The sequence below is a fragment of the Salinimicrobium sp. CAU 1759 genome (assembly GCF_054482715.1).
Genome location: NZ_JBTLRK010000001.1, coordinates 317617 through 340715 on the forward strand (window position 1 = coordinate 317617; position 23099 = coordinate 340715).

23 protein-coding genes are annotated in these 23099 nt (G+C 40.4%); 9 read left to right on the forward strand and 14 right to left on the reverse strand.

Translation table 11 applies throughout. The features are described 5' to 3' along the window. Window positions 1-246: 246 nt before the first annotated feature. The gene (locus ACXYMT_RS01425; protein WP_459057308.1) at window positions 247-1461 is read right to left on the reverse strand and encodes an MFS transporter; all 1215 of its coding nucleotides are present in this window, start codon (window positions 1459-1461) and stop codon (window positions 247-249) included. A 355-nt stretch (window positions 1462-1816) separates the two neighbouring features. Between ACXYMT_RS01425 and ACXYMT_RS01430 the strand changes: the two genes are divergently transcribed. From ACXYMT_RS01430 to ACXYMT_RS01445, 4 genes are all read left to right on the forward strand, one after another. Next, on the forward strand, window positions 1817-2137 hold the full coding sequence (locus ACXYMT_RS01430; RefSeq protein ID WP_459057309.1) for a type II toxin-antitoxin system RelE/ParE family toxin: 321 nt from the start codon (window positions 1817-1819) through the stop codon (window positions 2135-2137). 11 nt (window positions 2138-2148) lie between these two features. Then, window positions 2149-3243, forward strand: coding sequence for a HigA family addiction module antitoxin (locus tag ACXYMT_RS01435; RefSeq protein ID WP_459057310.1), 1095 nt, complete (start codon window positions 2149-2151; stop codon window positions 3241-3243). 169 nt (window positions 3244-3412) lie between these two features. Continuing rightward, on the forward strand, window positions 3413-4276 hold the full coding sequence (locus tag ACXYMT_RS01440; protein WP_459057311.1) for a GIY-YIG nuclease family protein: 864 nt from the start codon (window positions 3413-3415) through the stop codon (window positions 4274-4276). 145 nt (window positions 4277-4421) lie between these two features. Then, window positions 4422-4931 (forward strand): hypothetical protein, encoded by a 510-nt coding sequence (locus ACXYMT_RS01445; RefSeq protein WP_459057312.1) that lies wholly within the window; start codon window positions 4422-4424, stop codon window positions 4929-4931. Here the strand turns inward: ACXYMT_RS01445 and ACXYMT_RS01450 are convergent. The 13 genes from ACXYMT_RS01450 to ACXYMT_RS01510 form a co-directional block, all read right to left on the reverse strand. Continuing rightward, window positions 4926-5312 carry a VOC family protein gene (locus ACXYMT_RS01450; RefSeq protein ID WP_459057313.1) on the reverse strand — a complete coding sequence of 129 codons (387 nt, stop codon included), beginning with the start codon at window positions 5310-5312 and terminating at the stop codon, window positions 4926-4928. The two genes, ACXYMT_RS01445 and ACXYMT_RS01450, sit on opposite strands and share 6 nt — an antisense overlap. Window positions 5313-5653: 341 nt before the next feature. Further along, on the reverse strand, window positions 5654-6604 hold the full coding sequence (locus ACXYMT_RS01455) for a 2-hydroxyacid dehydrogenase (RefSeq protein ID WP_459057314.1): 951 nt from the start codon (window positions 6602-6604) through the stop codon (window positions 5654-5656). 6 nt (window positions 6605-6610) lie between these two features. Beyond that, entirely contained in the window at window positions 6611-6985 is a 375-nt protein-coding gene (locus tag ACXYMT_RS01460; protein ID WP_459057315.1) for a cupin domain-containing protein, read from the reverse strand. A 600-nt stretch (window positions 6986-7585) separates the two neighbouring features. After that, entirely contained in the window at window positions 7586-8938 is a 1353-nt protein-coding gene (gene mgtE / locus ACXYMT_RS01465; protein ID WP_168137321.1) for a magnesium transporter, read from the reverse strand. Continuing rightward, window positions 8928-9770 (reverse strand): 16S rRNA (adenine(1518)-N(6)/adenine(1519)-N(6))-dimethyltransferase RsmA, encoded by an 843-nt coding sequence (gene rsmA, locus ACXYMT_RS01470; protein ID WP_459057316.1) that lies wholly within the window; start codon window positions 9768-9770, stop codon window positions 8928-8930. Before rsmA ends, mgtE begins: the two co-directional genes overlap by 11 nt. 14 nt (window positions 9771-9784) lie before the next feature. Beyond that, a complete protein-coding gene (locus ACXYMT_RS01475; RefSeq protein WP_459057317.1) occupies window positions 9785-10093 on the reverse strand; it encodes a DUF4286 family protein in 309 nt (102 codons plus the stop codon). A gap of 44 nt (window positions 10094-10137) precedes the next feature. After that, a complete protein-coding gene (locus tag ACXYMT_RS01480) occupies window positions 10138-11922 on the reverse strand; it encodes a tetratricopeptide repeat protein (RefSeq protein ID WP_459057318.1) in 1785 nt (594 codons plus the stop codon). Window positions 11923-12053: 131 nt separating this feature from the next. Next, entirely contained in the window at window positions 12054-13325 is a 1272-nt protein-coding gene (gene serS / locus ACXYMT_RS01485; RefSeq protein ID WP_459057319.1) for a serine--tRNA ligase, read from the reverse strand. A 75-nt stretch (window positions 13326-13400) separates the two neighbouring features. Next, the gene (locus tag ACXYMT_RS01490) at window positions 13401-14720 is read right to left on the reverse strand and encodes an HTTM domain-containing protein (RefSeq protein WP_459057320.1); all 1320 of its coding nucleotides are present in this window, start codon (window positions 14718-14720) and stop codon (window positions 13401-13403) included. Next, complete coding sequence (locus ACXYMT_RS01495) at window positions 14710-15648, reverse strand: bifunctional riboflavin kinase/FAD synthetase (RefSeq protein ID WP_459057321.1); 939 nt, start codon at window positions 15646-15648, stop codon at window positions 14710-14712. Before ACXYMT_RS01495 ends, ACXYMT_RS01490 begins: the two co-directional genes overlap by 11 nt. Window positions 15649-15656: 8 nt before the next feature. Continuing rightward, entirely contained in the window at window positions 15657-16280 is a 624-nt protein-coding gene (gene pth, locus ACXYMT_RS01500) for an aminoacyl-tRNA hydrolase (RefSeq protein ID WP_459057322.1), read from the reverse strand. A gap of 75 nt (window positions 16281-16355) precedes the next feature. Further along, window positions 16356-16982 (reverse strand): 50S ribosomal protein L25/general stress protein Ctc, encoded by a 627-nt coding sequence (locus ACXYMT_RS01505; protein WP_459057323.1) that lies wholly within the window; start codon window positions 16980-16982, stop codon window positions 16356-16358. A 210-nt stretch (window positions 16983-17192) separates the two neighbouring features. Beyond that, complete coding sequence (locus ACXYMT_RS01510; protein ID WP_459057324.1) at window positions 17193-18134, reverse strand: ribose-phosphate pyrophosphokinase; 942 nt, start codon at window positions 18132-18134, stop codon at window positions 17193-17195. Between the two features lie 366 nt (window positions 18135-18500). On the opposite strand from ACXYMT_RS01510, the gene ACXYMT_RS01515 reads away from it, so the two are divergent. The 5 genes from ACXYMT_RS01515 to ACXYMT_RS01535 all read left to right on the forward strand — a co-directional run bounded on the left by ACXYMT_RS01515 (window position 18501) and on the right by ACXYMT_RS01535 (window position 22780). Further along, window positions 18501-19814: a tyrosine-type recombinase/integrase gene (locus ACXYMT_RS01515; protein WP_459057325.1), complete on the forward strand. Its 1314-nt coding sequence runs from the start codon at window positions 18501-18503 to the stop codon at window positions 19812-19814. Between the two features lie 87 nt (window positions 19815-19901). Next, window positions 19902-20678 carry a hypothetical protein gene (locus ACXYMT_RS01520; RefSeq protein ID WP_459057326.1) on the forward strand — a complete coding sequence of 259 codons (777 nt, stop codon included), beginning with the start codon at window positions 19902-19904 and terminating at the stop codon, window positions 20676-20678. 91 nt (window positions 20679-20769) lie between these two features. Beyond that, window positions 20770-21045 carry a helix-turn-helix domain-containing protein gene (locus tag ACXYMT_RS01525; RefSeq protein WP_459057327.1) on the forward strand — a complete coding sequence of 92 codons (276 nt, stop codon included), beginning with the start codon at window positions 20770-20772 and terminating at the stop codon, window positions 21043-21045. A gap of 12 nt (window positions 21046-21057) precedes the next feature. Beyond that, a complete protein-coding gene (locus tag ACXYMT_RS01530; RefSeq protein ID WP_459057328.1) occupies window positions 21058-21438 on the forward strand; it encodes a hypothetical protein in 381 nt (126 codons plus the stop codon). Window positions 21439-21541: 103 nt separating this feature from the next. After that, the gene (locus tag ACXYMT_RS01535) at window positions 21542-22780 is read left to right on the forward strand and encodes a hypothetical protein (protein ID WP_459057329.1); all 1239 of its coding nucleotides are present in this window, start codon (window positions 21542-21544) and stop codon (window positions 22778-22780) included. Window positions 22781-23099 lie beyond the last annotated feature (319 nt).

The window sequence follows — 23099 nt, forward strand, 5'->3', positions numbered from 1 at the left end:
ACATATATTCTAGCGAGTTCCTAAAATTTAGCCACCGAATGAAAAATTTAGAGAAGCTTTCGTAAGCCTAGACTTTTTTTGGTTCTTTTTTTGGGCGATGCAAAAAAAGAACATTCGGTCTTATGAAACGTGGATAAACTTGACACCATTGTTCCTACTTATGTGGGGGAATTCTCATAAGATACATATATGGTTCTGAATCTCGTACTGCCGAAGCAAGAAAAGATTTGTATCGAACATAAAGCATTATGCAGATAGCTCCTGGTCCTGGTAGGATTTGATACGCTGAGAATTAATGATAACCATTGTCATGACCACAAAGATCCCTCCCATCAAATATTCAAACCCAACTCCGGCGTCCATTAATAAGCCGACAACAAGAGGCCCAAGAGCGGTACTGATGACGGAAAACATCGTAAAGACACTTCTTATCACTCCCATTTTTTCGGTGCCGTAAAGCTCGGCTATTAAAGCAGTTTTTACAGTTCCTGCCACTCCCATGCTGATTCCCGCGGTGACGAGAAAGATCAGGGCTCCCACAATGCTTTCCATAAAAGCAAAAGGCAGCAGCCCCAGGTTGATAGGGATCAAATAATACCTGAACATTTTCCTCGCTGTGTACTTATCCACCCATACCCCTCCAAAAAGGGAAAAAAGAAAGCGGGTTATTGCGTAAACGGTAAAGAAGGTGGCGTATAATTGAACCGACCAGCCTTTGTCCTCCACAAAAACATACTGATAAAAGAAAATAGCAGTAGCACCAAAGCTTAAAATGAAGCTGGCAGGCATCATCACTCCGAATTTCCTGTCGAAAACAACAGTTTTATAATCCTTTAATAAAGACCAGGGAGATGGGCTTCCTTTTGTGGACAGCTTCTCATCAAAATATTCCAGTCGGGTGAATTTTAGGCGTACGAGGTAGATCAAAAGAGCAACCCCACTTGCAATTGCTGCAACTCTCCAGTCGAACCAGCTGATGAGAAAGGCGATGATCAACGGGAAAATAGCTTCCCCCACTGAAAAACCCAGGGAGGAAAAACTCAGGGCTTTCCCGCGGTCGTTCACGTACTGCTTTGACATGATGGTCATACTAATGTGCGTGAGCAGTCCCTGACCTGCAAGCCGGAGGCCCGTCACTGCAACTATTAGCAGGATGATACTTTCTGAAATCCCCAGAAGGATGCTGGACAGTGCCAGGGCGGTGATGGTAAAGGCTGTTACCTTTTTTACCGGTTTGTGGTCTACGGTATGCCCCACGGAAAGCATGATAAATGAAGCGGCAACCGTACACCCGGCATAGATCGCTCCAAAAGCACCTTCAGAAATACGGAAGGACCTGATGATCTCCGGTACGTAAAGGGAAATAAGGAAAGTCTGCCCAAAGCCCGATAGCAGCGTGAGCAGCCAGCCAAAGCTTACGGTCCTGAAATTTCCTTTTAGAAAATAAAAATAATCCTTCAAATTGCCTTTTTTGAAGCTGCAAAGGTAAGGCCTTATTCCCGCCGGGAAAAAGTTAGCTGCGCTTTAGGATATTTTTAAAAGAAAAGGATTGCGTATACTTTCTCAAAAGAATTGAAAACGTCTTGTTGGTTGAGAACCGGCTCCTTTACGGTTTTCCATAAACTTCATTAACAGAAATTTAATAGATTTACTAACAGGTGAGTTTGTTTAACCGGTAAACAGAAACTGGAAACAGTAGGTTTATTTGTGGTATAACAAGCTGGCAACAATTGAAAACTAATAACATCTAAAAGTTCACTTATTTAGTGAACTTTATGTTTTTATGCATATCTTTGCATTATGATAAAAGAAAGCTATGGAAATAATTTTCGAGAAAGAATACCTAAAAGAACTATATGAAAATGGAAAAGCTCGAAGCAAGAAACATAGGTTTCAACCCAACGTTATTAAAAAATATATACAAACGATCGATAAATTAAGAGTTGCAAAAAATACAGAAGAGTTATATCCCATCAGGAGTTTAAATTACGAACGACTAATCGGAGATAAGAAGGGAATAGAATCTGTTCGAGTGGATGGCAAATATCGAGTAGAATTTATAACTGCACTAGAAGGAGAAGAACCTAATAGTATTACAATCTGCTCAATTGTTGAATTGAGTAATCACTACAAGTAAACAGGGGAAAGATGGCAAACAACAAAGTTTTAACACCGGCACAAGCGACTCACCCAGGAGTTTTAATTAAGGATGAATTAGATGCTACACCTGAAATGAACCAAAGAACTTTGGCAAAGGAATTAGGCGTAAAACCATCATTTTTAAATGAAATCATCAAAGGGAAAAGACCAGTAACCGCAGATATTGCAATTTTATTAGAAAAGATTCTTGGAATCTCAGCGGATTATTGGATGAAATTTCAGTCTCAGTACGAAATTGATAAGGCAAGAGTAAAGCAAAAAAACATTAGGAGAGTTAGAAATATTGAACTCTGGAGCATTATAAAAGAATATGTTCCAGTTCGATATTTTAAAAAACAGAACTATTTAATTGATGACCTCGAAATTGATATAAAAACAATCAAAAAGATATATGAAGTAGAAACTATTGATGGTTTAGTATCTTCATTTTCTAAAGACAAATTGGCGTACTATCGTAAATCAGATAAATTAAAAATTGATGAGAAAAATATGTTCGCTTGGAGTTCACTAGCTCAATATGAAGCTAAAAACCAAAAAACGAATACTTTCAATTTTGATAATTTAAATCAACTCTGCATAAATTTAAATAATATTTTCTATGAAAATTCTGGAACACCAGAGAGAGTTAAAGCTGCACTCAACCAATTTGGAATTAAAATGCTCCTCATTGATAAACTCGAGAAAACACCCATTGACGGTTTTTCATTTTGGTCCGATAAAAATCCAGCAATAGCCTTGACTTTAAGGTATAATCGTATTGACAATTTTGCTTTTACAATTATGCACGAAATTGGACATATTGATTTGCATTTAAGAAATGATAAGGACAGAAAATTCATAGATTTAACCAGAAAGCAAAATCTGGATAAATGTGAGAGCGAAGCAGATAATTACGCTCAAGAAAAATTAATTCCTAAAAACATATGGCGAGATATCTTGGAGAACCATCTTCCTCTAAATGATGAGAAAATAAAAGCTTTAGGAGATGAACACAGAATCAATCCTGCAATCTTATTAGGGAGAGTTTGTTATGAAATGGATTACTACGCAATGAAAACAACCATTGACAAAAAAATGAAATAACTGTTGCCAACAATGTATATAAAAAATAGGCGGAATAGCAGTAACATCAAGGATTTTGGTTCATATTAAACTTTCTGCTTCCTTGAAAATTTCGTTTTCTAAATCGCCTACTTTTCATATACGAGACGTTGTGCAGCACACATAATTTTAATTCAACAAAAATTCCTTGATGAAAAACTTTGGTAAAACAATAAAAATATTTCTAGTAGATGGAGAACCTAACGGAAGAATGACATGCGAATTATCAAACTGGACAGGAAAAGCATTGAAGATTCCGAGAAAAAAAATAAAAGAATCATCTGACAGACCAGAGTTAGAAAATACTGGTATTTATATTTTATTTGGAAAATCTGACAAATCAGAAAATAAAGAACTAGCATACATAGGAGAAGCTGAAGGAATTTATAAAAGATTAAACCAACATTTGGCGGCAAAAGATTTCTGGAATGAAGCCTTAGTATTCGTTAGTAAAGATGAAAATTTAAATAAAGCTCATATTAAATATTTGGAGAGTCGACTGTATGAAATAGCAAGAAAGGTTAATAGATATGATATTGAAAACGGAAACAATCCAACTAAGTCTGTAATATCAGAATCTGATAAAGCAGAAATGGAAGAATTCTTAGATAATATAAAACTTTTAGTAAATGCTCTAGGTTTTAAAATATTTGAAGAATTAAGAAAAGATCAAACCATAGAAGAACAAATACAAAGTACTTTCTATATTGATGCTGCGAGAGGAGCTAATGCAAAAGGTCAAATGACAAATGAAGGATTTGTAGTTCTAAAAAGTTCAGAAGTTGCCACTACATTGACCAATTCATTTCCTGAAAACTGGAAAAAATTCAGACAGAGTCTTATTGATGATCAAATAATAACAAGAATTGACGATAAATTAGTTTTTAAGGAAGACTACTTATTCTCTAGCCCTTCGGCTGCGGCAGCGGTGGTCATGGGTAGAAGCGCAAATGGGCTGACAGAATGGAAACTAAAGAATGGTCAAATATTAAAATCCGTGGAATCAGACAATTAATTGCAACATATTTACGAATAACAGAAATTGACAATAGCACCCAAAAATGACATTTTTGAGTACCTAATAAAAATTACGTTTAGGCTAAACCTCTTTTTCCAATGCTACAAATTGAGTTATTCCGGAGCATAGCTATCATTAAAAAATGAAACTTCGCTCCCTTTATAAAGCCAGGACCGAGAACCTGGGAATATCCATGAAACCTGCGGAGTTGAAGAAAGTGTTGAATGGGGATCCGGAAAGATTTCACTTCCATTGGTTGACGGACAACAGTTTCATCATCAGCTTGAATTTTTCCTTCGGAAGCAATTTGGTGTGGGATGTAAACCGGCCAAATACCAAAAGTGAGATCATATTTTACGGGAAACTGAGTGAAATAGAAAATTCCAAATCGAAGATCGAACTGAAAACAAGAAGCAAAACTTTCCTTGCTACGCTGTTGGTCGTTCTACCATTGCTTGTTGTTTTTCTTCAAATAATTTTCCGGTTTGAATGGCCAATTTTCTTCATACAATTTGCCATCTTTCCGCTTGCGATCCTGGGATTGATGCACTTCATTAGAAGCGAGGAAGACGGATTGTTAAGGCTTTTCCAGGAATACCTCAATGACGAGATCATGAAGCACGAAAAGAAAGTGGCAGGAAAGCTGCTATAAAAAAGCCTTATCATTCGGTTCCCACAGCTCGATCTTGTTGCCATCGGGATCCATGATCCACCCGAATTTCCCGTATTCGAAGGTCTGCATCTCTCCCACGATCTCTACGCCCTCTTTCTTTAGCTCCTCCAGCAATTCTTCCAGATTTTCCACCCGATAGTTGATCATAAACTGCTTTTTTGAAGGCTCGTAATAGTCGGTGTCGTTTTTCATAGGGCTCCATTGGGTGGAGCAGTCGCTACCTTCTTTATCCTTCCACCAGAAGGTGCTCCCCCACTGGTCTGTGTTAAGGCCGAGATGTTTGTTGTACCAATCTTTTGTTGTTTTTGGATCTTTGGTTTTGAAGAAGATCCCGCCAATGCCGGTTACTCTTTTTTTCATACTCTAATATTATTTGTTCCGATTTAAAGATAATAAAAGCCTAACCGAGGAATACGCATAATTATCTTATAGAATTCACTCCTGAAATAGGAACCGGAATATTGTAATGGAAGTTCTTTTTTGTAAGTGTAGTGCTTTCCCGGCGTTAAAAATTTTTGAAGCCTTGGAGAAAATTTAGCCGGGGGAGCACGGTTCCAATTTGCGGGAGCAAAATTGGAAACACCTATCAAAAAAGTGTCCTTTTTTTGGTTCGTTTTTTTGGACAAGCAAAAAAATGAACAATCATGAAAAAAGCAATTTCCTCAATGACCAAAGGGAAAAAACGATCCATTAATGGTGTCCTAATTGTTCCCTTCAAAATGCGTGATAATCTTATGAGCAATGGTATCTGCCAGCTTGCGGTGTGATTCTACGGTCCAGCCCGCCACATGCGGACTCAGTAGCACATTCGGCATCACCAGCAGTTCCTGCAGCGCCTGTGGCATTTCGGCGCCTTCAGAAAACAGGCTTTCAAAAGAGCCTTTTTCATACTCCAGTACATCAAGGCCTGCACCCAGGATCTTTCCTGATTGTAAAGCTGCAACAAGATCTTCTGTCACCACGCTTTTGCCGCGGGCCGTGTTGAGCAGCCAGAAGGGCTTTGCAAAAGCCGCAATAAAATCCTTGTCCACCATTCGGTTGGTTTCGGGAGTCCATGGCGCATGTAAACTCACCACATCACATTCCCGCCTGAATTCTTCCAAAGAAACCTGTTCAGCATACTCATCTCCTACCCCTTCTAAAATGTCAAAACAGAGCACCTTTACATCAAAACCCTGCAGTTTTTTTGCGAAGGACTTACCCATATTTCCGTAGCCAATGATCCCCATGGTCTTCCCTTCCAGCTCGACGCCGCGGTTGGCTTCTCTGTACCACAGACCTTCCCGCACCTGCCTGTCGGCTTGATTCAACTTATTGAAGAGGGAAAGCAGCATTCCCAGAGCGTGCTCGCCAACAGCATTTCGGTTGCCTTCGGGGGCAGAAAAGAGTTTTACTCCGCGTTTCTCTGCGTATTCCACATCTATACTTTCGAGCCCTGCGCCTACGCGAGCGATGAACTTCAAATTTGGTGCGGCATCAAGAAAGGCTTTGCTAATATGGAACCGGCTTCTTATCACGATCCCGTCATAGAGATGCTGATTCTCCAGGATCTCCTGTTCACTTTGGTCATAGGCTTCGATATTGTGATGCCCGGCTGCTTCGAGTTGTTGGATCAATGTGGGATGATTGGAATCGGCGTGCAGAATGATCATGAAAAATCAGATTTTTGGATAGTCAGATTGGGTAAGGCTGTCTTTTACGTCTCCGGTATGTTTGGTGCTCAGCTTCTCGAAAAGCATAATATGAACTTCCTCGCCATCTTTGGTCATTGGGCAATGCTTTACGCCTTTAGGAACAATGATGAGCTCTCCTTCTCTTACAGTCTCTGTTCGATCTTCAAACTGAAGATACAAAGTTCCCTTCAACACCTGGAACAACTCGTCTTCCTCATCGTGCTGATGCCAAACAAATTCATCTTTTACCTTCGCCACCAGCACCTGCATATCGTTCACGACTCCTATTTGCCGCGGATGCCAGTGGTTGCTGAATTTAGTTAGTTTTTCCTTTGGATCAATGGGTTTTAAAAATGACATTTTTGTGAGGTATTAAGAAGAAACTAAATTAATAAATAAAAGTCTGAAAGAGATCAAGCCCGAAATACCAAATTACAAGCACCAAATTCTTTTTACCAGATTTGCCAAAGTTCTCATTAATGAAAGAGAAACACCTTCATTAAATCAAAGGTTCCTGCGGATGTACTTTGGTAAATCTGATATCATTAGAAAAACAACTTCAGATTTACCAAAGTCCTTTAAAATATTGAATTAGGATAGAAAAAGACTCAAGCTTACAAAGCTGAAAACTTTGGCAAATCTGTTTGTCCAAATTGAACACAACTTCAGATTTGCCAAAGTTCCCTATAAAAGAAGAAGAGTGATACGGCTAAAGTTAAAATTTGAGGGAGTTTACTTTGGTAAATTTGATATCATTAGAAAAACAACTTCAGATTTACCAAAGTCCTTTAAAATATTAAATTAGGATAGAAAAAGACTCAAGCTTACAAAGCTGAAAACTTTGGCAAATCTGTTTGTCCAAATTGAACACAACTTCAGATTTACCAAAGTTAATATCTAGAGTTACTGAAGTTTTGAGCAGACTTTGTTTCCAGGAATTTAAAAACTTTGGCAAATCACTTAAAAACCCAGAATCATTTTGGCAATAGTGAAATAAATAAGGATCCCAAAAATGTCATTACTGGTAGTGATAAAAGGACCGGTCGCCATCGCAGGGTCTATCCCGAATTTATCCAGAATAATGGGCACAAAGGTCCCTATCAAAGAAGCGATCACGATCACCGAAACCAAAGAAATTCCGACGGTTAATCCAAACCAGAAGTCAAAGCCCAAAAGGAAAATTCCGCCAATGATAAGCAGCAGTGCGAGCGCAGCACCATTCAAGAGGCTGAGCAGAATTTCTTTTATGAGTCGGTTCCAAAGAGAACCACTCAGGCTTTGATTGGCCAGACCCTGTAAAACAATTGCGGAAGATTGCACGCCCACGTTTCCTGCCATGGCCGCAATTAACGGCACAAAAAAGAACAGGGCAGCATGCTCCTGCATGGCGGCATCGAAAGTTCCTAACACGGTCACAGAAACGAAACCTCCTAAAAGTGCCAGAATAAGCCAGGGTAATCTCGCCCGGGTGAGCCGCAGGATGGAATCATCGGCCTCCACATCTTCAGAAATACCTGCAGCGAGCTGGTAATCTCTTTCCGCTTCATCCCGAATAAAATCCACAATATCATCAATGGTGACACGCCCTACCAGGCGGCCCATTTCATCCACGACCGGAATAGCTTCCAGGTCATATTTCTGCATGATACGCGCCACCTCTTCGCCTTTAGTGTGCACGGTAACATAATCTACCTTATCGATATAAACATCACTGATGTTCGCCCGGCTAGAAGCGGTCAGCAGATCCTTTAGGGAAAGCCGACCTTTTAGCTTGCCTTTGTCATCGACCACATAAATGGAATGGACGCGGGTAACATTTTCGCCCTGGGCCTTCATTTCGGCCAGCGAGCCGGTAACACTCCAGTTCTCGTTGACTTTCACGAGCTCCTTTGCCATAAGACCCCCGGCAGAATTCTCGTCGTAGCGCAGCAGCTCGACAATATGCTCGGCATGCTCCTCGTCGCTCATTTCCTGGATCACCTCCTGCTTTCGTTCTTCAGAAAGTTCGGCGATGATATCGGCAGCGTCATCGGTATCCATATTCTCGAGCTCCTCGGCAATTTCCTTTGCCGAAAGATTGTCGAGAATGCGTTCCCGCACGTCTTCCTCCAGCTCCATAAGAGCCTCGGAAGTTTTGGTGCTGTCAAGCAGCTTTATGATATAGGTAGCCTGGTCGAGGTCAAGTTCATCAATGATCTCGGCAATATCGGCATGGTGCACCTCATCCAGCAGCTGCAGGAGCTCGGCATCGCGCTTCTCTTCAATGAGATGCTGAATGTGCTCGATATATTCTTCGCTTACCTCAAATTGCATGTGGCTGGATCTTTTGTGTAAGTTCAATGAACCGTGCAGTGCTCAGCTGCTCCGGGCGAAGGCCAAAGATACTATCTTCTTTAATATCTTCGGGCAGGTCAAAGATCTTCAAAGAATTTCTCAAGGTTTTTCTTCGCTGGTTAAAAGCAGTCTTTACCACCCTAAAAAACAATTTCTCATCGCAAGGCAGGGAAAGCTCTTCTTTTCGGGTAAGCCGAAGCACTCCGCTGTCCACTTTTGGCGGCGGATTAAATACTGTAGGCGGCACAGTAAAAAGATATTCGGCTTCGTAAAATGCCTGCACGAGGACAGAGAGAATTCCGTAGGTTTTACTGCCCTCCTTTTCACAGATCCGCTTTGCGACTTCCTTCTGAAACATGCCCGAAAATTCCGGAATATAATCCCGCAGCTCCAGCATTTTAAAAACTATCTGTGAAGAAATATTGTAGGGAAAATTCCCGATGATGGCGAATTGATCCTGCTTAAAAACTTCGCTGATGTCATACCTCAAAAAGTCCTTTTCATGGATCTTTCCTTCGAGTGCAGGATAGTGCTCATGAAGATAAGCCACGCTTTCTGTGTCTATTTCAATGACATGAACATCCGTCTCCTTTCTGAGTAAATATTTTGTGAGCACTCCCATCCCGGGGCCAATCTCCAGCACGTGAGGATAACCTTTGTAGCTTAAAGTATCGGCTATTCTTTCGGCTACAGATTCATCGGTAAGGAAGTGCTGGCCCAGGTGTTTCTTGGCTCTTACATCTCCTTCCTGAGGCGCATGCGCAGCAGAGGTTTGGTGTTTCCCACCTTTCTTTTTGTAGTTTTTCTTCATGGAAGGTGGGTATGTTATTGCTCGCTAATGATCTCCAATTCGGTCCTGAAGGCTACGAATTTCCCTTCAAAAGGAGCTGTTTTGCTCCGCAGCGTTTTGGCATCTTCGTCGTAATATCGCTGCAGCATCTGCTTGCTCTCGGTAGTATATTGAACCGAATAGGTCACGCCGCCCATTTCCTCATTCACCATTACCCTTGTCATAAGGGCTTTTGTGAATTTTCCGGTGTTGAGCATATCAGGAATGTGTTCTTTTTTCATCCATTCCACCCACTCATCGTGGATATCTTCCTGAATATTTATAGTGACGTTGTAGATATACATAAGATGCTTATTATTTTGTGGCAGGAGGGCTATCAGGTAAATTTCTACTCCAGCTCGTCCCCCCGTAGTTGCCGGAATTTTTTCCGGGCGTCGACAAAGTAAATACTATCGGCGTAATTAAAGATAATTTTTTCATAAAACTCCTGCGCCTTTCCGGGTTGTTCCAGTTTTTCGGCATAGAGCTCGGCGAGATGAAAATGCGCATTATCTCCTAAAATACCATTTTTGTAATGCTCTATAATAGCGAGATAATTTCTTTCAGCTTTAGCATATTCCCGGGCCTGCTCATAAAGTCCTGCCTGTTTAAAAAGCGCATCATCTTCTATTTTCTCCCCTTTGTGATCAGACAAAACAGCATCCAGGACCTCAATCGCCTTGCTGTTCTTTTCCTGAAATGCCAGGAGATCGGCCCGTGCGTATTTTTTCAAGGCAGTCCTGGTGCTGTCTTCCTGAGAATTCTCGCTTATTAACAGGCTGAGCTCCATGGCATCGTTGGCAATGAGCTGGGAAGTCGCCGATTTTAAAACATCCAGCTGAATTGTAGCCCAATCAAAATCGCCCTTATAATAACTCGTTTTTGCCACCTTAAATCTCGCCATCTGTGCGATCACATCGTTTTCCACCAGGTTCTGTACCTGGGAGTAATAGATCAACGCCTGATTGAATTTCTCGTCCAGCACAAGAATATCGGCCAATGCCATTTTTAAAGCTGCTTCTTCCAGCTTCTTTAGCTCGCGGTTCAGAAAATTGCGAAGCACTTCTTCAGCTTTGGAAATTTTTTGTTGCTTAAAGGCCAGGAAATTCGCGTAGTCGATGTAAATGGACAACATGTGAGAACCATTTCCATAGGTGTCAAAAAGGGCATTATAACCTGTTTCTATTTCTGAATATTTTTCCTTCGGAAGGGTCTCCTGCAGGATATTCAGTCTAAGCTGATGCGCCTGTAGTTTCAGGTCTTCATTGGGCGCTTCGGCAATAACAAAGTCCAGGACTTCAAGTGCCGTTGCAGATTGCCCCTCTTCCCGCGCCATCACCGTAAGCCGAAGAATAGCACCCAAGCCCTGATCTGACCGGCGGTAGATCGCCTTCTCCTGCTGAAATGCCTTTTGATATTCCTTTTGCTGCACAAACAGCCAGCTCAACATGCTGTTGAACAAAAGATTCTGATCTTCCTGAAGCTTTTTAAGAAGCAGTCTTCGAAAGATAAGATTCGCTTCATTGGCGGGATCATCTGTAATGAACTGCCCGTAAATGCGGCTCACACCCGGCAGTAGATTCGGATTGTTCCCCAGCACATCTATATAGTTGCTGAACATCTTTTCGATCTCACCCTGTTCCCCGTAAAGCCTCGCAAGCTGGATATTGTATTCGGCATCGGGATTCATTTTCATTCCCAGTTCATAAGCCGTTACAGCACGGTCGAGTTTGCTGTACTTCTCAAAGGACCGGGCAATGGAAAAAGCATAATTAGGTCGGGATTCTATAGCCCTTAAAGCTTCGGCATAAAATTGATCGGCCTGGGCAGGATTTCCCTGCAGCTCATAATTATGGCCGAGTTCCACCAAATAATGCGGCGCATTGGCGGTATTGTTCACCCTGTCCTTCAGCAGTTTTTCTGCCTGATTGTATTTTTCGAGCTGCTGGTAGGTGGCTATTAAGCCGTAGAAAAAAGAAGCGTTATGTGGTTCCTGCTTCAGCAGCTTTTCGTAGATGTTCTCTGCCTTTGCGAACTCCCCGCGATCGAAATAGTTCTTCGCCAGTTGTTCTGACTGGGAATAGCCTGAAATAACTGTGAAGAGAAGGATGAGAAGGAAGTAGAGGTCGCGCATCCCGGTTTAATTTTTATAAAGATAAGAAAATGCTCTTTTTAGAACCTGAAAGAGAGCTATTTATTCCTAAATAAGAAAGACCTCACAGGTTTTGGAAACCTGTGAGGTCTAATATAAAAGAATGATTTCTTCTAGTCAATTATATCAAAACCTGTGTAGGGCACCAGCACCTCCGGCACTTTTATTCCCGCAGGGGTCTGGTAATTCTCCAGGATACCGGCGAGAACGCGTGGCAAAGCCAGGGCGCTTCCGTTAAGCGTATGCACCAATTCCTTTTTGCCTTCTTTGTTCTTATATCGCAACTTCAGCCTGTTGGCCTGAAAAGTTTCAAAGTTCGAACATGAGCTAATTTCCAGCCAGCGATCCTGTGCTGTAGAGAACACTTCGAAATCATAGGTCAAAGCCGAAGTGAATCCAAGATCCCCGCCGCAAAGTCTCAGGATACGGTAAGGTAACTTTAGGTCTCTCAAGATATCTTTTACCTGCTCTACCATATTGTCAAGAGCAGTATAGGAATCCTCGGGCTTTTCAAGCCTTACGATCTCCACCTTGTCAAACTGGTGCAGGCGATTTAGTCCTCTAACATGCGCGCCATAAGAACCCGCTTCTCTCCTAAAACAAGGAGTATAACCTGTACAGGCGATAGGCAGGTCGCTTTCGGTAAGCATTTCATCCCTGAACATATTGGTAATAGGCACCTCGGCAGTTGGGATAAGGTAAAGATTATCTTCGGTCACATGGTACATTTGCCCTTCTTTATCGGGCAGCTGTCCTGTACCGTAACCGGAAGCTTCATTGACCATCAATGGCATTTGAAATTCGGTATAACCTGCTTTGACATTCTTGTCTAAAAAGTAAGAAATAAGAGCTCTTTGTAGTCGGGCGCCTTTTCCTTTATAAACAGGAAAACCGGCACCGGTGATCTTGTTGCCAAGTTCAAAATCAATGATGTCGTATTTCTTGGCGAGTTCCCAGTGTGGCAGGGCACCTTCGGCAAGTTGCGGCACCTCTCCTTCCTTGAAGACCTCAACGTTATCTTCTCCCGAATTTCCTGCCGGAACGAGGTCGTTTGGAATGTTTGGAATATTGTATAAGGTCCGGTTAAGCTCCATAGTGGTAGCCGCCAGTTTTTCAGATAGTTCTTTGGTAGATTCCTTCAGGTCTGAAGTTTGTTGCTTCAGCTGATTCGCCTTCAGGTGCTCTCCTGTTTTGAACAGCATTCCGATTTCTTTGGAAAGGCGGTTAGATTCAGCTAGTTTTTCATCGAGCTCAGCCTGGGTGGAACGACGGGTTTCATCCAGTTCAAGCACTTCAGAAAAAATATCTTCAGCATCAAAATTTCTCTTTTTTAAGGCCTTAATATATGCCTCTTTATTCGCCCTGATATTGGCTACCTGTAACATAGTCTTATTTTTTGAAGATTTGCCGAAACGGCATTTCCGGAATCATAGAGCAAAAATAGCAAAAGCCCGAAAACATCAATCTATTGAGGAAGGTAAAATCCAGGGAGCATGGCCAAAATGATCCCATTTTTGAGCTGCGAGATCGACTTTAGGATCAATAAATGGCTTATAAGGTCTCCCGTTCACGCTTACTTTGCTGTCAACATAAACTTCAACCTCTTTACCCACCTGTTGAAATTCCTTTTCAAGATGCTGCGCAAATTGCCAGATCATGTCGGGTTTGGAACCTATTGCCCGCTGCTGTTTCCGGGATAGATATTTACTGTTTTGAATGAAAAGAGTATCCTGCGGCCTTGCCTTGTCGACCACTTTAAACTGAATTCTCCCCGACTTCGACCTCAACATCATACGCCAGCTAAGCCGGTGCCCTTCTTCGGTCCACAGCACATCATCCTCAAAGAACCAGTGCCTTACCGGTAGAGCTGCCTGCACCAGCAGCCATATAGTCATAAAACCGATTATTAATTTCCGCTGCGGCGGAACCTCTATCTCTCCTGCCGAATAATATGGCTTCTTCCAAAGAAAATAACGGTTGATCTTTTTCGCGGGAAAGAAGAACAGAATAAAAGCAAGCGCTAAATAAGGAAAGATGCCGATCTGGAAAACTATGGAGTTAAAGATGTGGAAAAATATAGCTGCCAAAAATGCGGGAATACGTGTCCTTTTCCAGAGCAATAGCGGGATGATCAAGAGATCAAAGAAGAATCCGAACCAGGCAATGGAATAGTGCACCCAGGTTTGCTGAAGAAACTCTCCAATAAGCCAGTAATCTTTTCGTGCAGCCATAAGCAATCCCGGCAGGGTGGCATCAAACCAGTCCGGGTAGATCTTGGCTATTGCTGCGTAAGTGTAAACAATGAACATTTGAATTACCAGCAAAAGCCACACCCAGCATGGCATACTTATTTTCTTAAGACCCGGCTTTTGCCATACATCGATTGAAGCATAGCGATGTGCCGGAAGCAGGATCATGAGAAAACACAGCAACATCAAAAGGTAGTAGTGGTTGTTATAGGATGTTTTCTGCATCAGGTAAACTGCAGCCCACATGACGGCATACATAAAGATGCTGAACCTGTACTTGTAGCCCAATGCTACCAAAAGCCCGAAGAACCCCATCACCGCATAGTACCAGATCATTCCATTCCCCGGAAGGGGCTGCAAAAATTCGAATCCAATGAAATTAAAAGTGAACTCGGGTTCGATGAAGACCCTTCGCACCCATCCGGTAAAGATCGCACCTACAGCTTCAATAACCAGCAAAATCCCAAAAAGGATCCTGAACACTATAAGTGCAGAATTATCTATTCGGGTAAAAAGCCATTTATTCAGCATAGTTGTCGCGAATGAATTGCAGGCTGAAGGCTTCATCCTGCTTCATGGCCAACTTTAATCCATCAATAGAATCAAATTTTTTCTCATCTCTTATCCGTGTGAGCAGCTGTATTGAGAGATACCTACCATAAAGATCCTTTTCAATATTGAAGAAATAGGTTTCGACAGTCTTTTCTGTACCCCCAACAGTAGGATTCGTGCCTATATTCATCATCCCAAAAACCACCTGCCCGTCAATGACAGAACGCACTACGTAAACACCATTTTTGGGGATCAACTTGTACTCCTCTTCTATCTGGAGATTTGCTGTGGGATAGCTGAATTCTTTTCCCAGGCCTCTTCCCTTGACAACAGGTCCTGCCAGGGCAAAAGGATAGCTGAGATAGCGATTGGCCCTTTCTACTCTTCCATCCAGCAGCGCCTTCCTGATCTTTGTAGAACTCACAGCCACATCTTCTATATCCTGTTTTGAGATCTCCTCTACTTCAAAATCATATTCCTTTCCAAATTCCCTCAGGTCGTTGATGTCGGCAGTACGATTGCGCCCGAAGCGATGATCATAACCGATTATTACCTTTTTTGCCTTTAGCTTATTCACCAGGATATCCCTTACAAATTCCCGTGCTGTTAGTCGCGAGAACTGCTGCGTAAAGGGATGGATGATCAAATGATCAATGCCGCTTTTCTCAAGGATCTCTTTACGCTCTTCAATGGTATTGATAAGCTTGATATTGGCATCTTTTTGAAGTACCATCCTGGGATGTGGAAAAAAGGTGAGGATCGCCGACTCAAGATTTCCGGCTTTTGCGGTATTGACCAGCCTCTCAATGATCTTTTGATGGCCAACGTGCACTCCATCAAAGGTGCCAATAGTGACTACTGTATGGTGACTGCTATTAAAAGCATTTGCTCCTTTGTGTTCTTTCAAGTCTGTTCCTATTTCCCGTTAAAGGTATTCATTGTATTATTTATTCCTGCCGTCCCAAATGACCTGATTATTTCAGTCGATTTATCCAGTCTCTCCGGAAGCTTTTTTGTCTCCTCTTCATCCCACTCTCCAAGCACATAATCTACCTGCCGGCCCTTAGAGAACTCATCACTTATTCCGAAGCGAAACCGGTTGTACTGAGTAGTGCCCAGTTGCGCCTGGATATCTTTTAATCCATTATGGCCACCATCACTTCCTTTGGTCTTCACCCGAAGCGTCCCAAAGGGCAGATTGAGATCATCTGTGATCACCAGAAGATGCTCCAGCGGAATCTTTTCTTTTTGCAACCAGTAATTTACTGCTTTTCCGCTAAGGTTCATGTAGGTGGATGGTTTCAGTAAAATAAAGCTGCGACCTTTAAACTTATAGGTGGTAATGTCACCTAACTTTTGGGATTCAAAAGAGAGCCCCTCTTTTTCTGCGAGGTGATCCAGCACTTTAAATCCAATATTGTGACGTGTATTATGGTACTTGGGGCCAATATTACCCAGCCCAACAATGAGAAACTTTTTCATAGGGGAAATTTCTTCTTTAGGTGGCTTTGCCAATAATCTACCAAAGAAAGATAGCATGCATGTCTTTTTGGTAAAAATAAAAAAAGCATCCCATTTCGGGATGCTTTATATTTTGAATAAGAAATGAGATGCTTATTCGGTTTCGTTAACCTCTGTTGCAGGTACTTCATCTGCTGCAGTTTCTTCTTCTTCATCTTCGGTATCGGCGATAACGTTACGAGAAGTTCTAACCTGGCAAACAACAGTGTTATCAGGGTGCATGATCTTGAAGTTATCACTCTTAAGAGCAGTAACATATAATTTGTTACCAATCTTAAGTGGAGTGATATCTGCTTCAATAAAGTCAGGCAGATTTCCTGGAAGTCCTTTCACTCTCATACGACGAAGGTTGAATCTCAATACCCCACCGTTTTTCACACCACGTGCAACACCTGTAGTGTGTACAGGAATTTCCATGGTAATTTCTTTGTCTTCGAAGATCTGGTAGAAATCGATGTGCAAAATTGCATCTGTTACCGGGTGGAACTGGATGTCCTGAAGCACAGCATTAAATTTCTCACCACCTTCTAAAGCGATCTCTACAGTATGTACATCTGGTGTGTACACGAGGTCCTTAAAGGCAATCTCGTTTGCTGCAAAGTGTAATGGCTCATCTCCCCCGTATAATACGCAAGGAACCTGTCCAGCATTACGTAGGGCTTTAGTAGCTTTCTTGCCCACGCTTTCTCTTTTAGATCCGTTGATCGTAATTGATTTCATTGTTAAAAATTTTAGGCTGCAAAAGTAAATCTTTTTTTGAGCTAATAAAAGCTTCGGCCCTAATTATTTATGATATAGAAAGAATCAGGAGCCAGGAGTCAAGAACCAGGACTTTTGCCTAGTAATTACCGGGTGTCCACTTCTGCATGAACAGGGAGCACTGAGCATTAAATCTCCCGTACTTCTTACTTTTAAGATCTAACTTTGGGTTTAGATGACAAATTTTGAGCTGATGGACCTGTTGTTGTGAACTCTGTTCATCACATCGGCAAACAGATCGGCACAGGTAACCACGCGTATCTTCTTGCTTTCCTTTTTCAGCGGAATGGAATCGGTCACAATAAGTTCCAGAAGTTTCGAATTTTCTATCCTTTCGTATGCTTCTCCCGAAAGTACCGGGTGCGTACAAATAGCTCTCACGCTAAGGGCGCCTCTTTCCATCATAACATCGGCTGCTTTGGTAAGGGTTCCAGCAGTGTCGACCATATCGTCTACCAGCACCACATTCCGGCCCTCAACATTTCCTATCAATTCCATATGAGAAATGGTGTTCGCCTTTGCTCTTTGTTTGTAACAGATCACTACATCACTTTCCATGGCTTTGGAGTAAGCGTAGGCTCTTTTCGAACCACCCATATCTGGTGACGCAATGGTGAGATTCTCTAAATTAAGACTGCGGAGATATGGCAGGAAAACAGTGGAAGCGAACAGATGATCGACAGGTTTTTCAAAGAAGCCCTGGATTTGATCTGCGTGCAGGTCCATAGTGATGATGCGGGTAGCACCTGCTGTCTCCAGCATTTTTGCAATAAGTTTTGCGGCAATAGGGACCCGTGGCTTGTCTTTCCTGTCCTGCCTTGCCCAGCCATAATAAGGCATTACCGCGGTAATGTGCCTTGCAGATGCCCTTTTTGCGGCATCAAGCATAAGCAATAGCTCCATGAGGTGGTCTGCACCGGGATGGGTCGATCCAATGATGAAGACACGGGAACCTCTTATAGACTCTTCAAAAGAGGGTTGAAATTCCCCGTCACTGTATGTGGAGGTGATGACATTTCCCAATTTGGCACCATAAGATTCGGCTATTCTTTCGGCGAGATCCAGACTCTGTTTACAGGAAAAGATTTTAACTGCGGTAGTTACTTCAGGCATTGTGTGTTGTTTGTGTTGTTGTCCTGCAAATTTAGAAATTAATTCCTTTTTAAAGGAGATTAGCTGGACCGGATTCTTTGGATATCCGCGGTTTATCAGAAAAGAAAAAGGTCTCAAAAAAAGCATTTTTGAGACCTTTGTACCTTGGGTGGGAATAGAAACCTTCTATTTTTTAATTTTATTCAACCTTTTAAAAATCATTATAAGATCAGCCAAACACCAGTATTTATAAGGTTTTATAGAAATACAGGTTATTAATGAAGTGGAATAGTATTTAATGGTCATTAACTTTCCTTTGTCAAATATTTGTCAAGTTGACAAATTAAAGTAAATTAGTATTGTTCAAATGTTCAATACTTTATATTTATGGCAACCGTTAATTATAGACTTCGCAGTAAGGCAAGTAAACCTGTTTCTATTTTCCTTTATGTTTCGTTAGAAGAGGGCAATGTAATATCTACACCTTCAGGTTTCACAGTACACCCAAAAGACTGGAGCAAGGTTACAAAACGACCTAAGCAAAATTCAGAAGCAAATAAAAAGACCTACAGTAAATTAAACACCCTTCAAGATTTCATTTATGATGAGGTAAACACCGCACAGGGGCAAGGGCAATTAATAGATGTTTACTGGTTAAAAGAGAAAATAGATGAATGTTTTAACCGGGTGAAAAAAACAGATCACAGTTTGTTAGTCAACCATACTCAATATATAATCGACAATGCCAATACGCGCAAAGTTGCAGGAAAGACTAAATTAGGATTATCTGAACGCACTATTAAAGGTTATAACACCTTTTTAAAAATGATAACCAGGTATCAAACAGTTATTAAAAAGAAAATACACTTTCAGGATATAAATAAAACCTTTGTTGACAAATTTGTTATATGGTTAATCAATTCAGAAAACTACGCAACCAACACCGCAGGAAAGTTTATTGAAAACCTGAAGGCAATTTGTGCGGATGCAGACAAAGCAGGTATTCAAGTTAATCCTTATGCACAGCATATAAAGAGTTTTAAGGAACAAAAAGAAGATAGGTATATAGTTACCTTATCTTTTGAAGAACTGGAGCAAATACGCGAAGCAGAATTAGAATCTGAAGCACAGGAAAACGCGCGTAATTGGTTGTTATTAGGTTGTGAAATAGGACAAAGAGCAGGCGACTTGTTGAGGTTAACCCCGGACAATTTAAGGTACAAAGGCAACCGCATTTATATTGATATTGAACAACAGAAAACAGGCAAAGCCGTTACCGTTGGAGTAATTGCACCGCACGTAATTGATATTGTTGAAAATAACTTTCCTTACCCGATCTCACAACAGAAGTTAAACAAACATATTAAGCAGGTATGTAAACTGGCAAAATTAGAGGAAGAAATAGAGGGCAAGAAGTACGACAAAAAGACCGGGCGCAAAAAAACTGGAACTTATCAAAAATGGCAACTAGTTACCTCTCACACCTTCAGAAGATCATTTGCAACTAATTATTATAAGAAGATACCAACAGCCGTTTTAATTGGAATAACCGGACACTCTAAAGAAAGCATGTTTTTAGAGTATATCAACAGGCGCGAAGATAAAGACCTCAATGCGGACTTATTTATGCAGTTTTATGAAACCATACACAAAGACAAAGAACCGCAGTTAAAGATTATTAAAAACGCGTCAAACCAATAAAGACTAAACACCTCAACACCCTTTGCACCTAGCAAGGGGTTTTTTATTTTATATTAGCAATGGCAACGCAATTTAAACCCTGTTCAAATGACCTATCAAACCCCTCAAGAGGTTTTAGACCGCCTTCAAATCATTACAGAAATAGTTGAGACTGAAGTAAGATTTGCAATTGATAAAAAAATTGACAATCTCAGATTGAATTATGCTTTGCGGAAAAAAGACCCTGAAAGCAAAGACAAATTCACAACTGAAAAACTGGAAAAAGTAAAAGAGCAAATAGGAGAATACGACGGAAATTTAGCAGGCTTTTTAAGAGAAGCAATATTGCATGAAGACACCTTTCACGATGACAATGAAACCTTAAAAACCCTTTGTTATAATTACATAAGTGAAATTTTTTGGTCTGAAGAATTAGTAGAGTTAGACGAAAATATACTAGAGAATGAGGAATATGTATGGCAAACCCGGTTAGGAGGAAAGCGTAAACAAATAAAGAAAATCAAGAGGTTTATTGAAGCAATGGCACTTGCAAGTTTATACCACAATTTACTTCTTTTTGAAGGAATTGGAATGGCACGACCACTGGAGGAAGGAATGGAACTAAAACCTTTACCTGCTAATAAAAGTAGTTTGTTCAATGGTAAAAAAATGAACCTTTCAGAACGAATTATGTTAGCAAATGAATTTTTAAATTTTACTGAAATAATTAATGAACTGAATATTCAAGACAGTGAAAAATATCAGTTAATGGCATATATCCTGGGAAATGATAAGGATAATATTCGAAATAGAATTAATGGCACAAGAACGGACAAAGTTAGAAAACAACAAATAACTGCTTATATCTCATCTCTAAAGAAGTAGTATTTGTGCAATAATTCCTTTGCACACCTTTTACACACACCCCTCTCTCACAATATCATTGCACCTGTATTAATCTTTAAAACAGTTTGCAATGAGCAATGTAACACAACTTCACAACTCGACCCCGGAGCAGTTAATCGATGCTATTTTAAAAGGGGTTAAACAGCAATTAGAAGACCTTAAAAAGCAATACCAACCACGGAACCCGGAGGAATATTTGAGCCGTTCGGAGGTTGCTAAATTGCTTAAAGTTGATATTTCAACTATTCACAACTGGGGCAAAGCCGGGAAACTTAAAAGGCATGGGTTAGGCAACCGGGTTTATTATAAACGTTCGGAAGTAGAACAGGCAATTATTGAACTGTAAAACCCCGGACAAATGGCAACGACTCCAACACCCACCGTTCACCACTTCAAAGAAATTAACCCGGGAAAATATGCAAGTGTTAAGCACTACCAATTAGACCAGGTTACCAACGGCAACTGTTTATTATCTGAAAAAATAAACATAAGTAAAGACCGCAAATTTGCACGTTCAACACCCGATTATTGGTTAAAGATCAAAGAGGGTAAGAACTGGAGCAGACCAATAACAGGTTTATTTAAGACCTCAACAGAAAACCTGTACAAAGGCGACTGCAATTATAAAAAGCACCTTTTAATTTTAAGGTTTACAGAAGATCAAAGCCGGGCTACGGTTTATTACTTCAAAGACTTCTTTACAGCCGATTTAACCCGCGTTTTACCACTCACACAATGAGAACCGACAAAAACCAAAAAGAGGGGCGCATAACCCCTCTTTAAGTGTTCAAATGTTCGGTTATACGGCAATGCATACCCAACACTCAAATATAAGAATTAAAATGATACCAGACTTTATAAAAGTAAGGATAACCAATAGGGCAATTATTGAAAAAATACGTTGTAATTCTTTGTTGACCTGGAACTCAAAAGAAGAAAATTTATCTCATTTTGATTTTGAAGAAGTTTATACAAAGGAAACGAGGATATGCAAAGGAATTCTATTTTGCTTCTATACTAATTATTTAGAAGTGTTATTTCGACCCCATTACTATTTCAATTACAACAAACACAATGCAAATGATTTTCCCGTCAAGAATTGCATTCAAGTTGTTCAAGAATTTATTGATATTCTTAATATTGATGAGGTTGAGAAATTGAAAGTTGTTAATTTAGAATTCGGGGTTAATGTTATCCCTGAAATGGAAATTGAAGATTTAATAACATTTATTACTTACCACCAGAAAAACGATTTTAAGACCGACAGACGACTTTCTTACAGCAAAAGGAGTTACACCTCCACAAGCAATGGAAAAGAGAATACATACAAGATAATTAAGGCATACGCCAAAGGTTTACAATTCCCGGAATACACCGACCGTAATACTTTCCGATTTGAAGTAAAAAGTAAAAAAAGTAGGTATATAAATAAATTAGGGATTTATAATATTACCGATCTTCTAAACCCGCAAATTTACAACAGACTGGCAACAGAATTACTTAAAGAATTGTCAGAGGTTTTAATACTGGATAATAATACAGATTTCACCAACTTAACCAGGAAAGAAAAACAGACGTTAAAAGAGTATTTAAATACTCATACTTGGTATAAAATACTTCAGAATAAAAGAAGCAGAAACAACTTTGCATATCACAAAAAGAAGTATTTATCCCTCTTAGGGGAAACTGAAAAAGATATTCATAAGAATTTAAGGCAAACTATTTTAAAGAAAATTCAAACCCTCCAATTTAGTGCATATTCACCACCAAAGAAACCGCTAAATAATAGTGCATATTCACCTAATTATATAAGGGGAAACCGCACTAAATTAGAAACAAAGATTTGTCCGGTTACCAGGTTGCCAATTGATATGCAAAAAGAAGATAGTTTTCTTTTATCAAATACAGGTTTAAAATATCTTCAACAGACAAACCCGGCAAAGTTTAATTTTCTTAAAGATCAACTTTTGACAGGCAACCCGAACCATTACGAAAGGAATATTTATTCAATGATCTCAAAGCAGATAAGAAACCGATACTTTAACAACCCTGGAAGATACCAGGAGCAGACATTATTTTGAACTGGCAACGGCATAACAGTTTATTTACAGTTTAAAATATCGAATTAATACCGATAATTACGGCGAATTACGGTAAGATCAACACCCGGTTATACTTCAAAGTCTTTAAAACCAAAAACACCGCACAACCTTAATACTAACGGCAACTTCAGCAAATTCCTATACTGTAGTTTATTGCAAGGTTTCTTATATCTCCCTATCTGTTCATGCGTATTATACAACCTGTTAAATATGGGTATCTGTTCGCATGTAAGAACCTGATAAAACCTGATATTTAAAAGACTTCATTGGTATCTGTTCGCGCATATTTAGGAGCCAT

Bases quoted from the DNA above. Each gene is read 5' to 3' on its own strand.
- mgtE (WP_168137321.1), bottom strand. From the start codon at position 8,938: ATGCAATTTGAGGTAAGCGAAGAATATATCGAGCACATTCAGCATCTC.
- ACXYMT_RS01450 (WP_459057313.1), bottom strand. From the start codon at position 5,312: ATGAAAAAAAGAGTAACCGGCATTGGCGGGATCTTCTTCAAAACCAAA.
- ACXYMT_RS01530 (WP_459057328.1), top strand. From the start codon at position 21,058: ATGGCAACGACTCCAACACCCACCGTTCACCACTTCAAAGAAATTAAC.
- ACXYMT_RS01460 (WP_459057315.1), bottom strand. From the start codon at position 6,985: ATGTCATTTTTAAAACCCATTGATCCAAAGGAAAAACTAACTAAATTC.
- pth (WP_459057322.1), bottom strand. From the start codon at position 16,280: ATGCTATCTTTCTTTGGTAGATTATTGGCAAAGCCACCTAAAGAAGAA.
- ACXYMT_RS01515 (WP_459057325.1), top strand. From the start codon at position 18,501: ATGGCAACCGTTAATTATAGACTTCGCAGTAAGGCAAGTAAACCTGTT.
- ACXYMT_RS01505 (WP_459057323.1), bottom strand. From the start codon at position 16,982: ATGAAATCAATTACGATCAACGGATCTAAAAGAGAAAGCGTGGGCAAG.
- ACXYMT_RS01535 (WP_459057329.1), top strand. From the start codon at position 21,542: ATGATACCAGACTTTATAAAAGTAAGGATAACCAATAGGGCAATTATT.
- ACXYMT_RS01455 (WP_459057314.1), bottom strand. From the start codon at position 6,604: ATGATCATTCTGCACGCCGATTCCAATCATCCCACATTGATCCAACAA.
- ACXYMT_RS01435 (WP_459057310.1), top strand. From the start codon at position 2,149: ATGGCAAACAACAAAGTTTTAACACCGGCACAAGCGACTCACCCAGGA.
- ACXYMT_RS01445 (WP_459057312.1), top strand. From the start codon at position 4,422: ATGAAACTTCGCTCCCTTTATAAAGCCAGGACCGAGAACCTGGGAATA.
- serS (WP_459057319.1), bottom strand. From the start codon at position 13,325: ATGTTACAGGTAGCCAATATCAGGGCGAATAAAGAGGCATATATTAAG.
- rsmA (WP_459057316.1), bottom strand. From the start codon at position 9,770: ATGAAGAAAAACTACAAAAAGAAAGGTGGGAAACACCAAACCTCTGCT.
- ACXYMT_RS01440 (WP_459057311.1), top strand. From the start codon at position 3,413: ATGAAAAACTTTGGTAAAACAATAAAAATATTTCTAGTAGATGGAGAA.
- ACXYMT_RS01475 (WP_459057317.1), bottom strand. From the start codon at position 10,093: ATGTATATCTACAACGTCACTATAAATATTCAGGAAGATATCCACGAT.
- ACXYMT_RS01520 (WP_459057326.1), top strand. From the start codon at position 19,902: ATGACCTATCAAACCCCTCAAGAGGTTTTAGACCGCCTTCAAATCATT.
- ACXYMT_RS01480 (WP_459057318.1), bottom strand. From the start codon at position 11,922: ATGCGCGACCTCTACTTCCTTCTCATCCTTCTCTTCACAGTTATTTCA.
- ACXYMT_RS01525 (WP_459057327.1), top strand. From the start codon at position 20,770: ATGAGCAATGTAACACAACTTCACAACTCGACCCCGGAGCAGTTAATC.
- ACXYMT_RS01430 (WP_459057309.1), top strand. From the start codon at position 1,817: ATGGAAATAATTTTCGAGAAAGAATACCTAAAAGAACTATATGAAAAT.
- ACXYMT_RS01490 (WP_459057320.1), bottom strand. From the start codon at position 14,720: ATGCTGAATAAATGGCTTTTTACCCGAATAGATAATTCTGCACTTATA.
- ACXYMT_RS01510 (WP_459057324.1), bottom strand. From the start codon at position 18,134: ATGCCTGAAGTAACTACCGCAGTTAAAATCTTTTCCTGTAAACAGAGT.